The following is a 14,886-nucleotide window of genomic DNA, read 5'->3' on the forward strand; positions in this document are numbered from 1 at the left end:
CGATGCGACGCGCCCTTGAACGATGCCGGAGTGGGGGCCAGCCCCCACACCCCCGAGGTATTTTCGGCCAGATGAAGCAAAGGGGTAAAAACGCCCCCGATTGGAGGACCAGATGAGCCCGCGCGATGAAATTCCCCTGCTCCGGGGACAGGACGGCGAGGGATCGGTGCAGGTGCATCAGGACGCCGATATGAAGATCGAAGGGGCCAAGGTCTTTTCCGTCTATGGCAAGGGCGGAATCGGCAAATCGACCACCTCGTCGAACCTGTCCGCCGCTTTCGCGGCGATGGGCAAGCGGGTGTTGCAGATCGGTTGCGACCCCAAGCATGACAGCACCTTTACCCTGACGGGCCAGTTGCAGCCCACGGTGATCGACATTCTCAAGTCGGTGGATTTCCATGCTGAGGAGCTGCGCCCCGAGGATTTCGTGACCCGCGGCTGGGGCGGGGTGCAATGCGTCGAGGCCGGCGGGCCGCCTGCGGGCACCGGCTGTGGCGGCTACGTGGTCGGGCAGACGGTGAAGCTGCTCAAGCAGCATCACATGCTGGAAGATGCCGATGTGGTGATCTTTGACGTGCTGGGCGACGTGGTCTGCGGTGGGTTTGCGGCACCCCTGCAACATGCCGACCGGGCGCTGATCGTCACCGCCAACGATTTCGACAGCATCTATGCGATGAACCGGATCATCGCCGCGGTGCAGGCCAAATCGGCCAATTACAAGGTGCGTCTGGCGGGCTGTGTCGCGAACCGCTCGCGCGACACCGACGAGGTGGACCGCTATTGCGATGTGGTGGGGTTCAGGCGCATCGCGCATATGCCCGATATCGACTGTATCCGCCGCTCGCGCCTGAAGAAGAAGACGCTGTTCGAGATGGAGACCGATGAAGAGGTGCAGATGGTGCGCGATATCTATACGGGCCTCGCGCAACATCTGTGGAACGGCACCGATCCGCTGGCGCCCGCGCCGATGGAAGACCGCGATATCTTTGAGCTGCTGGGATTCGACTGATGTCCTATGACCAGACCCTTGCGCGTGTCGAGACCTATTTCGACCGGACCGCCAGCCACACATGGGAACGACTGACCTCGGACGCGCCGGTGTCACGGATCCGCCAGACCGTGCGGCAGGGGCGCGAGGCGATGCGCGCGCAGATGCTGGCCCGGCTGCCGCAGGATCTGACGGGGCTGCGCATTCTGGATGCCGGGTGCGGCGCAGGGCAGATGACGGCGGAACTGGCGGCGCGCGGCGCCGATGTGCTGGCCTGCGACATCTCGCCCGCGCTCATCCGGGTCGCACAGAGGCGTCTGCCCGCGGGGCTGGCCGGGCGTGTGGCATTCCATGCCGGTGACATGCTGGATCCGGCGCTCGGGCGGTTCGATCACGTCATGGCGATGGACAGCCTGATCTATTACCGCGAACCCGATCTGGTGCGGGCGCTGAGCACCCTGGCGACGCGGACCAGGGGCCAGGTGGTCTTTACCGTCGCGCCGCGCACGCCACTGCTGATGGCGATGTGGCGGATCGGGAAACTGTTTCCGCGCGCCGACCGCTCGCCCACGATGGTGCCGCATTCCGCGCCCCGGTTGGCGCAGGCGCTGCATGCTGCTGAAAGCGGTTGCAGGCTGCGGGCGCTCGGGTGGATCACATCCGGTTTCTACATCTCTCAGGCGATGGAGGTCAGCGCATGACACCGCCACGCCGCCCCTCGCCGCTGATGGCCCTGACCACGCGCTGGCTGCCCTTTGCCGATGCGGCAAGCGAGGGACTGCCGCTGGGGCAACTGCTGCGGCTCTCGCTGTTTCAGGTCTCGGTCGGGATGGCGACCGTGATGCTACTGGGCACGCTCAACCGGGTGATGATCGTGGAACTGTCGGTGCCGGCGCTGATCGTTGCAACGATGATCGCCCTGCCGGTTCTGATCGCCCCCTTCCGCGCGCTGCTGGGATTCCGGTCCGACACCTACCGCTCGGCGCTGGGCTGGAAGCGGGTGCCCTATCTGTGGTTCGGCTCGCTCTGGCAGATGGGCGGGCTGGCGGTGATGCCGTTCGCCCTTCTGGTGCTGTCGGGTCAGCAACAGGTCGGACCCGCATGGGCGGGCGAGGCGCTGGCGGCGCTGGCGTTCCTGATGACCGGGCTTGGGCTGCACATGACGCAGACCGCCGGTCTGGCGCTGGCCAGCGACCGGGCGACGGATGAGACCCGGCCGCGCGTCGTCGCCCTGCTCTATGTCATGTTCCTGCTGGGCATGGCGATTTCGGCCATTGTCGTGGGATGGTTGTTGCGGGACTTTGCACCGCTCAAACTGGTGCGGGTGGTGCAGGGGGTGGCGCTGGCCGGTATCCTGCTCAACCTCGTGGCGCTGTGGAAACAGGAAAAGATCACCCCGATGTCCGCCGCCGAACGCGCCGCCCCACGCCCGCAATTCCGCGAGGCCTGGGCCGATCTGATGGAGGGCGGCAGGGCCGGACGGCTTCTGGCGGTGGTGTTCCTGGGCACCATGGCCTTCAACATGCAGGATGTGCTGCTTGAACCTTATGGCGGCGAGGTGCTGGGGCTGTCGGTCTCGGCCACCACGCTGCTGACGGCGATCTGGGCGATGGGCGCGCTGGCTGGATTCGTGCTTGCGGGGCGGGTGCTGTTGCGGGGAGCCAACCCCTACCGGATCGCGGGAACCGGGCTGTTGACCGGCATCGCCGCCTTTTCCACCGTCATCTTTGCCGCGCCGATGCAATCCATCGCCCTGTTCTATGCCGGGGCCGGGCTGATCGGCCTGGGCGCCGGGCTGTTTGCCGTGGCAACCCTTACCGCCGCGATGGCGATGGCCGCCGATGGTCGTGCCGGGCATGGCCTGGCGCTTGGTGCATGGGGCGCGGCGCAGGCCACGGCGGCGGGGTTGTCGATCGCCCTTGGCGGGGGGATGCGCGACGGGATCAATCACCTCGCACTGTCAGGCCAGCTGGGCACAGCGCTCGACACCAATGCAACCGGCTATTCGGCGGTCTATCACACCGAGATCGCTCTGCTTTTCCTCACCCTCATCGTGCTCGGGCCGCTGGTGCGGCTGGCCCCGCACGGCAGCAAATCCCGATCCGGGGGCGGCCGTATCGGGCTGGCCGATTTCCCCACATGACACGTGCTTGCTCGAAAGGAGTATGACATGACCGCAACATTCTTTGGAGAATTCGACCTTGCCAGCCTGTCGCTCTGGCTGTTCTGGGGCTTTTTCGCGCTGCTGATCTTCTACATCCAGCGCGAGAACATGCGCGAGGGCTATCCGCTCGAGGATGACGACGGCAAGCCATCCGCCAATCAGGGCCTGTTTCCGCTGCCCGATGACAAGACCTTCAGACTGCCGCATGGCCGGGGAGAGCTGACCGTGCCGTCGGGACAGAACCCCGACCGCACCGATCTGGCGTTGGAAAAGACCGCCGCTGGCAACGGATTTCCGTTCCAGCCGACGGGGGATCCGATGGTCGATGGTGTTGGCCCCGCCTCGTGGGCGCCGCGCCGCGATGTGCCCGAACTGGATGGTCACGGCCACCCAAAGATCGTGCCGATGGCTGCGACCGAGCATTTCGTCGTGGCCGCAGGCCGTGATCCGCGCGGGTTACCGGTGCAGGCGGGCGATGGCGAAGTGGTGGGCACGATCAGCGATATGTGGATCGACGAGCCAGAGCAACTGGTGCGCTATCTCGAGATCGAGCTTGCAACGCCCTGGGGCGAGGGCAAGCGGCTTGTGCCAATCACCTTTGCCCGGATCAAATCGGAACGCGTCAGGATCCGCTCGATCTTTGGCAAGCATTTCGCCGGTGTGCCGCAACATGCCTCGCCGCGTCAGGTGACGCTGCTCGAAGAGGACAAGATCGCCGGCTATTACGCCGGCGGCACGCTTTACGCCAGCGACGCGCGGCTTGAACCGCAACTGGGATGAGGGATGGAGCCATGAGCCATGATGATTTCGCCTTTGAACCCGTGAAGGGCCTGCCAGAGGCTCCGCCAAAGGGCGAGCACATCCTCTGGCAGGGACGCCCCGACTGGTGGCGGCTGAGTGTCGAGGCGCTGAGCCTGCCATGGGTTGCGGGCTATTTCGGGGTGCTGGCGGCGTGGCGGTTCGGGACGCTGATGGATCAGATGACGCTGATCGGGGCATTTGCCGCCGCCTCGCCGCTGCTCATCATGGGCGCGGTGGTCTGCGGGATGCTGATGATCGTGGGATTTGTCCAGGCACGCGCCACCGTCTACACCATCACCAACCGGCGCGTGGCCATGCGCATCGGGGCTGCGCTGACGGTGACGCTGAACTTGCCCTACAGCCAGTTGGCGCGCGCCGATCTGAAGCCCGGCAAGCGCGGCACCGGCACCATCGCGCTCGATCTTCTTGGCGAGACCCGGCTGGGCTATCTGGTCTGCTGGCCGCATGTGCGCCCCTGGGTGATGCGCCGCACGCAGCCGGCGCTGCGCTGCATTCCCGACGCGGCGCGCGTGGCGCAGATACTGGCCGAGGCGGCGGAAACCCGTGTCGCCACGCCCCGGATCACCCGCATGACCACGCCGCGCGCCATGGCCGCCGAGTAACCGGAGGACGAAAGATGACCGACATCGCGCAGCATGGCCGAAAACGCCCCTACGACGCGGAGCTGATCCCGCGCATGATGACCCGCGCGATGCTGGCGCTGGTTCTGGCGGTGCTGGCGCTGGTCAGCTATGCGCGTCTGACCGATCTGCCGGTCATCTCGACGCCACCACAGAGCGCGGTCGTGCTGGAGCGCCACGTCTATCTCAGCGGTGAACCGAGCGGGGCGGCGACCGTTCTGGATGCCAATGGCGCGCTGATTGCCCGCCTTGCGCCCGAACAGGGCGGTTTCATCGCCGGCGTGGCCCGCGTTCTGGACCGCGAGCGCGCCAAGCATGGCGTGCCCCTCACCGGCCCCGTCACCATCATCGCGCGCGAGGATGGCCGCCTGTCGATCCATGACCCCTCGACGGGCTGGGGCGCGGACCTGATGGGCTTTGGCCAGGACAACGCCCGCGCCTTCACCCGGCTTCTGGCCCAGTAGGAAAGGAACACCATCATGGGACTTCTGACACGCGAGGTTGAACGCGCCCCCTGCACGGTCGAGATCAGCCACTGTTTCGAGAGCCTGCACGCGCATGTGCGGTTCAACAACGGCACCACCGTCTATCCCGGCGACAGCGTCAAGGTCCACGGGCCAGAGATCATGGCCCCCTACGGCGAGGTGGTGCGCGAGGACCGCGAGGCGACGATCATTCGCGCCAGCGCGCTGGAACGCCTCTGGACCCGGTGGACCGGGGATTTCGAGGTGATGGAGCTTTGCGAATTCTCATTCTCCGAGGAGGTCACGCTATGAACAAGCCCATAAAACATTCCGCCGACGCCACGACCGTCGAAGAAGGTCTCGCCATTCAGGAGGCGAATGCCAGGTTCGACAGCAAGGCCGCCACCGAACTGGCGATGCAGAACACCCTGCTCACGCCACGCTTTTACACCACCGATTTCGACGAGTTGGACGCGATCGACGTATCATCCGTGCGCGAGGATTGGGACAGGCTCATCGACCAGATGGAGGCCGACCCCAACAAGGGCCATTTCAAGAAGAACGAGGACTGGGATCACGTTGACTGGGAGGGGATGGAGCCGAAGCTGAAAAAAGAGTTCATCGACTTTCTGGTCTCAAGCTGCACCGCCGAATTCTCAGGCTGCGTGCTCTACAAGGAAATGAAGCGGCGCGGCAACAACAAGGACATCACCCAGCTATTCCAGCTGATGGCGCGCGACGAGGCACGGCATGCCGGGTTCATCAACGATGCGCTGCGCGAGGCGGGGGTGGCCGTCAATCTGGGCTTTCTGACCCAGCAGAAGAAATACACCTATTTCCGGCCCAAGTTCATCTATTACGCCACCTATCTCAGCGAAAAGATCGGTTATGCCCGCTACATCACCATCTTTCGCCACCTCGAGAAACACCCCGAACACCGGTTCCATCCGATCTTCAAGTGGTTCCAGGAATGGTGCAACGACGAGTTCAGCCATGGCGAGGCCTTTGCCCTCTTGATGAAGACCGACCCGAAACTGACGAGCGGCGGGAATGTCCTGTGGATCAAGTTCTTTCTCACCGCCGTATACGCCACGATGTATGTGCGCGACCATCAGCGCCCGGCCTTTCACAACGCGCTTGGCGTCGATCCCGACTGGTATGCGCATGAGGTGTTCACCAAGACCTCTGACATCAGCAGGCAGATCTTTCCGATCACGCTGGATATCGAACATCCGCGCTGGTCTGCGGGGTTGAGGCGGTTGCAGAAGGCCAATGCCGACCTGGCGGCGGCGCGGGCGCAGACCGGGATTGCGGCGCGGGTGCGGTCGATGGCTGCGCAGATGCGCGCGGCGGCGGCCTTTGTCGGGCTCTACACGATCCCGGCAAGAAAACACGCCGTGCCCGCCTCTACCCGGATGGAGCCGGTCTATTGAGCCGGATCGGTGCCTGCGGCGTTGATCCGGGTGGGGGCCAGCCCCCCACACCCCCCGAGGTATTTTCGGCCAGATGAAGGAGAAGCCGTGACAAATCCCTGGATCGCAGCCCTGACGGCGCTTTTCCTCTGGTGGTTCGCCACCGGGGCGATCCTGGTGGCGGTGCGGCTGGCGGAACGGCGCGGCGCGGCGGCGCGGCGCAACTGTGTCCTGCTGGCGCTGCCGGTGCTGTTTCTTGGCCTCTGGGGCTACGGGGCAACCCTGTCGCAGACCGGCACCGGCGCCGCCTATGGCGCGTTTCTGGCAGCGATCGCGATCTGGGGCTGGATCGAGCTGAGCTTTCTCGCCGGGGCGGTCACCGGACCCAACCGCCATCCCTGCCCTGCGCATGTCGCCGGGTGGGAGCGTTTCATCCGCGCCTGGGGCACGATCGCCTATCATGAAATGCTGCTCGCCGGGGTTCTGATCGCGCTCTGGATTCATGGCCATGAGGCGGTGAATGGTGTCGGATTATGGACTTTCACGGTGCTCTATTTCGCGCGCATCACCGCCAAGCTGAACCTCTATTTCGGCGTGCCAAAGATCAACACCGAATTCCTGCCGCACGCCCTGCGCCATCTCGCCAGCCACTTTCGCGTAGCGCCGTTCAGCTGGTTCTTTCCGGTTTCCGTCTCGGCGCTCAGTTTTGCCGTGGCATGCTGGCTGGAGCGGCTCTGGTCCGCCCCCACACCCGAAGCCGCGGCAGGCTTTGCCCTGCTGACGGCGATCACCGCATTGGCGCTGCTGGAACACTGGCTGATGGTGCTGCCGCTGCCCGATGCAAAACTCTGGCGCTGGATGCTGCCCGCGCCCAAACACCACAACACCACCACAAGACCGGAGGGACATCATGGATTTTGATGCCATGTTCGATGCGCAACTCGACGCGCTGAAAGAGGAAGGCAACTATCGCATCTTCGCCGAGCTGGAGCGCCAGTGCGGTCAGTTCCCGCGTGCGCGCAGTCACGATGACGACGCCCCCGACCAGGTGACGGTCTGGTGTTCCAACGATTATCTCGGCATGGGTCAGCACCCGGTCGTCCGGCAGGCGATGAAAGACGCGGTTGACGCCTGCGGCACCGGCGCGGGCGGCACCCGCAACATTTCCGGCACGGCGCATCACCACCTGGTGCTGGAGCGCGAGCTGGCCGACCTGCATGGCAAGCAGGCGGCGCTGCTCTTCACCTCGGGCTATGTATCGAACTGGGCCGCGCTCTCGACGCTGGGCAGCCGCCTGCCCGACGCGGTGATCCTGTCGGACGCGCTCAACCATGCCAGCATGATCGAGGGCATTCGCCATTCGCGCGCGCAAAAGGTGATCTGGCGGCACAACGATCCAGAGGATCTGGATCGCAAACTCTCTGCCCTGCCTGCCAACGCACCAAAGATCGTCGCGTTCGAATCGGTCTATTCGATGGATGGCGATATCAGCCCGATGGCCGAAATCGTCGAGGTGGCCGAAAAACATGGCGCGATGACCTATCTCGACGAGGTTCATGCCGTGGGACTCTATGGCCCGCGCGGCGGCGGCGTGTCCGAAGATCTGGGCCTGGCGGACCGGATCACCCTGATCGAGGGCACGCTGGGCAAGGCCTATGGCTGCATGGGGGGCTATGTCACGGGCTCTGCCAGCCTGTGCGATTTCATCCGCTCCTTTGCCAGCGGTTTCATCTTTACCACCGCGCTGCCGCCCGCCGTGGCCGCAGCCGCCACCGCCAGCATTCGCCACCTCAAGGTGAGCCAGAGCGAACGCCGCCAGCAGCGTGCGCAGGTGGCGCAATTGCGCGCCAAGCTGGATGCCCGGGGCATTCCGCATATGGACAATCCCAGCCATATCATCCCGGTGATGATAAAGGATCCAGTCAAATGCCGGATGCTCGCGGATATCCTGATGCACGACTGGGGCATCTATGTGCAGCCGATCAACTATCCCACTGTGCCCAAGGGCACCGAACGGCTGCGCTTTACCCCCGGCCCGCTACATTCGGACGCAGATATCGACCATCTGGTCGCCGCCCTGACGACCCTCTGGAAACAGTGCGCCCTCGCGCATGCGGTGGCCTGACATCCCCTGACAAGCGCGTGAACGGGCCAACGGGCGCATTGACTCTGACCCTGCGTCACCCACCTAGTAGAGGGACACGCACACGCGAGGGAATGTCATGGCGCACAATCCAAACGTGCTTTTCCCGATCCTTCTGTCGCTGTTTGTCCTGCCTGCGCATGCCGGTGACGCCGCGCGCGGCAAGACGCTGTTCAAGGATTGCCGCGCCTGCCATTCGGTGATCGACGAGACCGAAACGCCGGTCGTGCGCGGCGGGCGCACCGGACCGAACCTCTATGGCGTGATCGGGCGGCATGCGGGCAGCGTGCCGGGTTTTTTCTACTCGACCTCGATGGTTGCGGCGGGACGTGAGGGGCTGCGCTGGAACGAGGAGGATTTCGTGATCTACGTCAGGGACGCAACGGCGTTCCTGCGCGATTACCTTGACGATCCGACGGCGCGCGGCAAGATGGCCTACAAGTTGCCTGACAGCGACAAGGCCCGTGATGTCTGGGCCTATCTCGAGAGCATCGCCACCCGTCCGGCGCAATAGCCGTCAGCGCACCTGCCGCAGGGGCACCACCTCTGCGCGGCCTGCCAGTGCGTTACGAATGGTGGCCGCGATATCCTCGGCCCGCATCCCGGCATCGGCATACATCTCGGAGAGGCTTGCCTGATCTATGAACCTGTCCGGCAGGCAGATATTGCGCACGATGAGTCCCTTGTCGAAGGCGCCGCGCCGGGCCAGTTCGTGCATGACGAGGCTGCCAAAGCCCCCCATCGCGCCCTCTTCCACCGTGATCAGCGCGCGGTGATGCGCGACCAGTTGCATCAGCAGGTCGGTATCGAGCGGCTTGGCAAAGCGGGCATCGGCCACCGTGACCGCGATTCCCTCGGCCTCCAGCATCCTGGCCGCAGCCAGGCTCTCGCCCAGATGCGCGCCCAGAGACAGGATCGCCACGTCGCTGCCCTCGGCCATGATCCGGCCCTTGCCGATTTCCAGCCGCTTGCCCCGTTCGGGCAGCGCCACCCCGCGCCCCGCGCCGCGCGGATAGCGAAAGGCGATCGGACCCGCATCATGCGCGGCGGCGGTGGCCACCATATGCACCAGATCCGTCTCGTCGGCGGCGGCCATGACGGTGAAACCCGGCAGGCTGCCAAGATAGCCGATGTCAAACGCCCCGGCATGGGTCGCACCATCCGCGCCCACCAGTCCTGCCCGGTCTATCGCAAAACGCACCGGCAATCCCTGCAACGCCACGTCATGCACCACCTGGTCATAGGCACGTTGCAGGAAGGTCGAGTAGATCGCGCAAAAGGGGCGCAGACCGCTCGCCGCCATCCCGGCGGCAAAGGTCACGGCGTGCTGCTCTGCGATGCCCACGTCGAACACCCGCGCCGGAAAGCGCGCGGCCATCCTGTCCACGCCGGTGCCCGCAGGCATCGCTGCGGTTACCGCCACGATACGCTCGTCGCGCGCCGCCTCGTCCGTCAGAGCCCTGCCAAAGACCGAGGTGTAGGAGGGTGCGCCCCCCCCGGATTTGGACTGCGCCCCGGTGCCCACGTCGAATTTCGCCACGCCGTGATACTTGTCGGCACTGGTTTCGGCAGGGGCATAGCCCTTACCCTTGACCGTGCAGCAATGGATCAGGACCGGCCCGGTCGCCCGCGTGCGCGCCGCGCGCAGGACCGCGAGAAGCTGCCCCATGTCATGCCCGTCGATGGGGCCGACATACTGAAACCCCAGTTCCTCGAAGAGCGTGCCCCCCCCGGTGAGCCCCGTCACCAGTTGCCGCGCGCGCTTGGCGCTTTCGCGGATCGGCGCGGGCAGGGCGGACTCGAACCCCTCGGCCAGCGACGCCATCCGCGCCAGCGGCTCGCTGGCATACATCCGGCTGAGATAGGATGACATCGCGCCCACCGGAGGGGCGATGCTCATCTCGTTGTCATTGAGGATCACGAACAGCCGCCGCCCCTCCGCCCCGGCGTTGTTGAGCGCCTCATAGGCCATGCCGGCGCTGATCGCCCCGTCGCCAATGACGGCAATCGCATCGCCCGTGGGCCGCCCCATGTCGCGCCCCACGGCAAAGCCAAGCGCCGCGCTGATCGAGGTCGAGCTATGCGCAGCACCGAAGGGATCGTATTCGGATTCCGCGCGCTTGGTGAACCCGCTCAGCCCGTCCTTTTGCCTTAACGTGCGGATCCGGTCGCGCCGCCCGGTCAGGATCTTGTGCGGATAGCACTGGTGCCCCACGTCCCAGACGAGCTTGTCCATGGGGGTATTGAAGACCGCGTGAATGGCGACCGTGAGTTCGACCACCCCGAGCGAGGATCCGAGATGCCCGCCGGTCTCCGAGACGGCGGAAATCACTTCGGCGCGCAACTCTTTCGCCAGTGCGGCCAGTTGCCCGTCAGGCATCTGCCGCAGATCCGAAGGACCGGCGACGCGGTCCAGCAAGGGTGTCAGGGGTCTGTCATCGGTCATCGCGGCCTCCTCCTCGGGTGGCTCTGGCATCGCCCGTGCATCTGCGGGAACGCGCGCGGCGCGATGGTGAACGGGGGGCGGCGCGCTGTCGCCCCCCGCCTTGGTTCAGTTGCTGTAATCCGGCGAACCGCTGGTGGTTGCCAGTTCCGGCCAGTCGCCGATCACGTTGGTGCCCTGCAACGGCTGCTGATAGCCCTTGTGACAGGTCTTGCAGGCGGCCTTGGGCGCGTCGGCATGAACCGGCCCCAGACGATCCTCGGGCAAGAGCCCCTCGAGGGGCACCAGATAGGTGTTGTTGATCTCCTGCACCATCTGGATACCAAGCGTTTCCGTGCCCCATTGCGGCGTTACCTCCGTGCCGTCGTAGAAAGCGCGGGAGTTATGGCAGAACACGCAATTCACCCCGAGCGAATTCGAGATGTAGTTCATCAGTGAATAGGTCCGTTCGGCCTGCTGGATGCCGGGATAACCGTCCTGCCCCGGAATGCCCGCCACGCGGCTTTCCAGATCATGCACGCCGATCGGCTCACCATTCAGCAGATAGGTTTCCAGCGCGTCCGAGGGCAGTGAGGTATACTGCGACTGCACCGTCACCCGGTTCTGATTGGCGGACCAGCCCTCGGCGCTCTCGTTGACCGGGTTGATCTTGTACCAGATATCCGAGGGCACCGGCTCGCCCCGGTGACAGGTGTAACAGGTGACGCCCACCTCCTTGTTGGCGTTCACATGGCCATCCCAGTTCTCGTTGATGCTCTGGGTCATGCCGATCATCACATGGCCCACCGCCGTCTGATAGCTGTCGGGATCGTCGAACAGATCGGCAATCCCGGTCCATTCACGCATCGCGGCCAGCAATCGGTCGTAGTTCTCGACCGTCAGTTCCTCCAGTCCCGGCGGCACGTTGTCACGTGCAGCACCTGCGGTCTGTTCGCTGCCCTGCGGCACCACCGGCGCCGAGGTAGAGGCGAGAAACGCGGCAATCCCCGGATCGGGCACGGCAAGGTCGGCCTTGAACTCGGGCACCGACATGCCGGTGCCGCGCGGCCCGGTCTGCAGGCTGTCGGTGGCATGGGGCTGGCCCCATGTCACCACCAGCGCGGCGACGAAAACCGCCCCCCCGATCACCCCGATCGCAATGGCGGGACCATAGATGTCCTTGGGGTTTTCCCTGTTCCATTTGTCAAACCATTTGGGAAACATCGCTCACTCCTCCTGTCCGATGAAGGCTTGGTAGGAGCCGTAAGCCTCGTAGCCGTAAGAGCCGTCATACATCGGCGCGAAATTGTGCTCCTGCGCCCAGATGAACCAGTTGTCCACGACCGTTCCCGTGAGCAGGATCCCGATGCCGCCGGTGATCGGCGTCAGCACCGCGAACCACCAGGCCCAGCGGTGGATTCCCTCCATCGTGGCGTTGAACCCCATGGTCCAGCGCCAGAACAGGGCGGCGCGCTCGGATGCCGTGCCACGATCCACGATCTGCTCCAACTCCCGGTCGCCGCCGAAACGGCTGACCGCCAGAATGGTCGCCCCGTGCATCGCGAAAAGCAGCACCGAACCATAAAGGAACACGATCGAGAGGCAGTGGAACGGGTTGTAGTAGAGGTTGCCGTAGCGGATCGAAAACGCCGTGGTCCAGTCGAGATGCGGGAATATGCCATAGGGCACCGCCTCGGACCACGATCCCATCAGGATCGGACGAAAGAGGCCCAGCACCAGGAACAGCCAGATCGCCGAGGCAAAGGCCCAGGCCACATGCTTGCCCATCTTGTGCTGTTGCGCCAACTGATAGGTTCTTAGCCACCAGCCAAGCACCGCCACCAGCAGAAAGAACGAGCTGATGATATACCAGCCGCCATCATTCAGGGGCGGCATCGACAGGCCATGTTCCGGCCCCGGCGGCTCCAGCGCCAGCCAGAACAGCTGTCGCAGGAATTCCGGCAGCGACCAGCCCACCTGCGCCAGCATGTTCAGACCCACGATAAAGAACCAGATGAGCCCGCTTGCCAGGCTGACAATGCCCAGCATGCCAAAGTTGATCGGCCCGATCTGGGCATTGCCGAACCAGCCGACGAGCTTGGAAAACCGCGGCGTCCCGACCCGTTCGGCCATCATCAGGCCGCTGTCATCCATGCCCCATTCAGGTCTGCCCTGAACCTGCACCTGGGTAAAGATATTCTGATACTCAGCCATGATCACATCCCCACTTGGCTTGGCCAGATCGGCAGTTCCAGCCACCAGTTCCACCATTCAGGCCAACCCTTGGTCCAGACCGGGCCGGAGATGATGATACAGACGGCGGAGAAGAAGACGGCGTTGATCGCCAGCAGAAAACCCAGCCGGTGAATCCCCAGCGTCCCGACCGAATAGCCGATGAAATCGCGAAAGAACGTATCCTCGTGATCGGGCGTCTTCATCTCTTCGCCCTTTTCCGGATTCGCCGCCGACAGGATCAGCCCGCCATGCAGCGCCAGCGCGAAGGTGGTGGTGAAAAACAGCGTCACCGCCAGCATATGCGCCGGATTGTAGTGGAAATGCAGATAGGCATAGCCGGTGTTCGAGACCCAATCGAGGTGGCTGAAGATGCCATAGGGAAATCCATGCCCCCATGCCCCCATCAGAAGCGGCCGAAAGATCACCAGCGTGACATAGGCCAGGATCGCAAAGCTGAAGGCAAAGGGCACATGATAGCCCATCCCCAGCTTGCGGCAGATTTCCACCTCGCGCAGCGCCCAGCTGATGAAGGCGCCGGTGGCGCAGAAGGTGATGATCTGCCACAGCCCCCCCTCCATGAGAGGCGCCATCGCCAGACCATAGCTCAGATCGGGCGGCGCGATGTTGATGAGCCAGGGATTGAACGTGCCCTGCTGCGACGCGCCCCAGAAAATCAGGATCGTGCCCAGGGCAGCGAAAAATGCGGTCGTGACCCCGAAGAAGCCGACATAGAAGGGCCCGACCCAAAAATCGAACAGATCGCCGCCTATCAGCGTTCCCCCGCGGACACGGTACTTTCTTTCAAAACTGAGCAAAGCCATTTCGTGGTCTCCGCGTTGTCCGGCTGTGCGGGTTGCCCCGAGAGCCGCATCGTTTCGTTGGGTAGCTGCGGGCGAAGGCGTGCCCCGCCCGCAGCGATCATGTGACGGTCAGACCATCACCCGCCATACTTTGCAGTCGCGATTTCAAGCCAGTTGAAACCGTCGGTGCTCAGCAGCACGAGGTGAATCATCACCGCCAGCAGAAACAGGAACACGCCCTGCGCCACGAAAACGCGGCGGGGGTCGAAGATCAGCCAGATCTTGTAAAACTTAGCCATTTTCTACCCCTTTCCTCAGAACCACGGGAACCAGATGAAGGTTGCGATATGCGCAACCACTGCAATCGCCGTGAACAGCCAGAGGCCGCTCATGTAGACCGAATGCAGCTCCTGGGCCTGCTCGTCTGTGAGACCTGTGAAGGACAGGTCGGATTTATCAGCCATGAACTTTCCTCCGGAACGTTATGCTGACGCCGCGTGCCCCGCGGCCGGGTCCTTTGGGGCCGGCATGGCCCCTCAGGGTTCTGTCCGCCCCGTCTCCGGGGCAGGCAGCTCTTGGTCCCGGCGGTCAGGCCGAGAAAATCAGTGGCGTCGTGCGATCCGCCTCGGCCCAGGCGCGGGCCAGCGGGCCGCGCAGATCGAGCGTGCGATAGCGGATCGCCTCGCGCATCCAGCGCACCGTCGCAAAGGGCAGCGCCAGCGCGAAGATCAGCGCGAAGTAAACCTGAAACTCCAGGCCACGGCGGCGCGCCTGCGGGCTGCGCATCCGGGGCGGGTTGGATGTCAAGTCGGTCAT

Annotated in this window: 18 protein-coding genes; 11 read left to right on the plus strand and 7 right to left on the minus strand. The window is 64.4% G+C overall.

Annotated elements, in window-relative coordinates:
• The first annotated feature begins 112 nt into the window (after nt 1–112).
• The 11 genes from bchL (at nt 113) to BSG08_RS13110 (ending at nt 9,127) form a co-directional block, all read left to right on the plus strand.
• Entirely contained in the window at nt 113–1,009 is an 897-nt protein-coding gene (gene bchL / locus BSG08_RS13060; RefSeq protein WP_093037660.1) for a ferredoxin:protochlorophyllide reductase (ATP-dependent) iron-sulfur ATP-binding protein, read from the plus strand.
• Entirely contained in the window at nt 1,009–1,689 is a 681-nt protein-coding gene (gene bchM / locus BSG08_RS13065) for a magnesium protoporphyrin IX methyltransferase (RefSeq protein ID WP_093037663.1), read from the plus strand. The genes bchL and bchM overlap by 1 nt, the downstream gene beginning before the upstream one ends.
• Entirely contained in the window at nt 1,686–3,131 is a 1,446-nt protein-coding gene (locus tag BSG08_RS13070) for a PucC family protein (protein ID WP_281248286.1), read from the plus strand. Before bchM ends, BSG08_RS13070 begins: the two co-directional genes overlap by 4 nt.
• A gap of 27 nt (nt 3,132–3,158) precedes the next feature.
• Complete coding sequence (puhA, locus tag BSG08_RS13075) at nt 3,159–3,932, plus strand: photosynthetic reaction center subunit H (protein WP_093037668.1); 774 nt, start codon at nt 3,159–3,161, stop codon at nt 3,930–3,932.
• Between the two features lie 11 nt (nt 3,933–3,943).
• A complete protein-coding gene (gene puhB / locus BSG08_RS13080) occupies nt 3,944–4,576 on the plus strand; it encodes a photosynthetic complex putative assembly protein PuhB (protein ID WP_093037671.1) in 633 nt (210 codons plus the stop codon).
• A gap of 14 nt (nt 4,577–4,590) precedes the next feature.
• Complete coding sequence (puhC, locus tag BSG08_RS13085; protein ID WP_093037674.1) at nt 4,591–5,058, plus strand: photosynthetic complex assembly protein PuhC; 468 nt, start codon at nt 4,591–4,593, stop codon at nt 5,056–5,058.
• Between the two features lie 15 nt (nt 5,059–5,073).
• Entirely contained in the window at nt 5,074–5,370 is a 297-nt protein-coding gene (locus BSG08_RS13090) for a hypothetical protein (protein ID WP_093037677.1), read from the plus strand.
• The gene (gene acsF, locus BSG08_RS13095) at nt 5,367–6,491 is read left to right on the plus strand and encodes a magnesium-protoporphyrin IX monomethyl ester (oxidative) cyclase (protein ID WP_093037680.1); all 1,125 of its coding nucleotides are present in this window, start codon (nt 5,367–5,369) and stop codon (nt 6,489–6,491) included. The genes BSG08_RS13090 and acsF overlap by 4 nt, the downstream gene beginning before the upstream one ends.
• A gap of 87 nt (nt 6,492–6,578) precedes the next feature.
• Nucleotides 6,579–7,391 carry a putative photosynthetic complex assembly protein PuhE gene (gene puhE / locus BSG08_RS13100; RefSeq protein WP_093037683.1) on the plus strand — a complete coding sequence of 271 codons (813 nt, stop codon included), beginning with the start codon at nt 6,579–6,581 and terminating at the stop codon, nt 7,389–7,391.
• On the plus strand, nt 7,381–8,595 hold the full coding sequence (gene hemA, locus BSG08_RS13105) for a 5-aminolevulinate synthase (RefSeq protein WP_093037685.1): 1,215 nt from the start codon (nt 7,381–7,383) through the stop codon (nt 8,593–8,595). Before puhE ends, hemA begins: the two co-directional genes overlap by 11 nt.
• 97 nt (nt 8,596–8,692) lie before the next feature.
• Nucleotides 8,693–9,127 carry a c-type cytochrome gene (locus BSG08_RS13110; RefSeq protein ID WP_093037688.1) on the plus strand — a complete coding sequence of 145 codons (435 nt, stop codon included), beginning with the start codon at nt 8,693–8,695 and terminating at the stop codon, nt 9,125–9,127.
• Between the two features lie 3 nt (nt 9,128–9,130).
• Here the strand turns inward: BSG08_RS13110 and dxs are convergent, their stop codons facing one another.
• From dxs to pufQ, 7 genes are all read right to left on the minus strand, one after another.
• On the minus strand, nt 9,131–11,059 hold the full coding sequence (gene dxs / locus BSG08_RS13115) for a 1-deoxy-D-xylulose-5-phosphate synthase (protein WP_093037691.1): 1,929 nt from the start codon (nt 11,057–11,059) through the stop codon (nt 9,131–9,133).
• 105 nt (nt 11,060–11,164) lie between these two features.
• Nucleotides 11,165–12,259 (minus strand): photosynthetic reaction center cytochrome PufC, encoded by a 1,095-nt coding sequence (pufC, locus tag BSG08_RS13120; protein ID WP_093037694.1) that lies wholly within the window; start codon nt 12,257–12,259, stop codon nt 11,165–11,167.
• 3 nt (nt 12,260–12,262) lie between these two features.
• On the minus strand, nt 12,263–13,249 hold the full coding sequence (gene pufM / locus BSG08_RS13125; protein WP_175544786.1) for a photosynthetic reaction center subunit M: 987 nt from the start codon (nt 13,247–13,249) through the stop codon (nt 12,263–12,265).
• Between the two features lie 2 nt (nt 13,250–13,251).
• Nucleotides 13,252–14,091 carry a photosynthetic reaction center subunit L gene (gene pufL, locus BSG08_RS13130; protein WP_093037700.1) on the minus strand — a complete coding sequence of 280 codons (840 nt, stop codon included), beginning with the start codon at nt 14,089–14,091 and terminating at the stop codon, nt 13,252–13,254.
• Nucleotides 14,092–14,207: 116 nt separating this feature from the next.
• Nucleotides 14,208–14,369 carry a light-harvesting antenna LH1, alpha subunit gene (pufA, locus tag BSG08_RS13135; RefSeq protein ID WP_050662776.1) on the minus strand — a complete coding sequence of 54 codons (162 nt, stop codon included), beginning with the start codon at nt 14,367–14,369 and terminating at the stop codon, nt 14,208–14,210.
• 15 nt (nt 14,370–14,384) lie between these two features.
• Nucleotides 14,385–14,534 carry a light-harvesting antenna LH1, beta subunit gene (gene pufB / locus BSG08_RS13140; protein ID WP_009819267.1) on the minus strand — a complete coding sequence of 50 codons (150 nt, stop codon included), beginning with the start codon at nt 14,532–14,534 and terminating at the stop codon, nt 14,385–14,387.
• Nucleotides 14,535–14,658: 124 nt separating this feature from the next.
• Nucleotides 14,659–14,886: a cytochrome PufQ gene (gene pufQ, locus BSG08_RS13145; protein WP_093037703.1), complete on the minus strand. Its 228-nt coding sequence runs from the start codon at nt 14,884–14,886 to the stop codon at nt 14,659–14,661.

The organism is Roseovarius azorensis (genome assembly GCF_900109455.1).
GTDB lineage: Bacteria > Pseudomonadota > Alphaproteobacteria > Rhodobacterales > Rhodobacteraceae > Roseovarius > Roseovarius azorensis.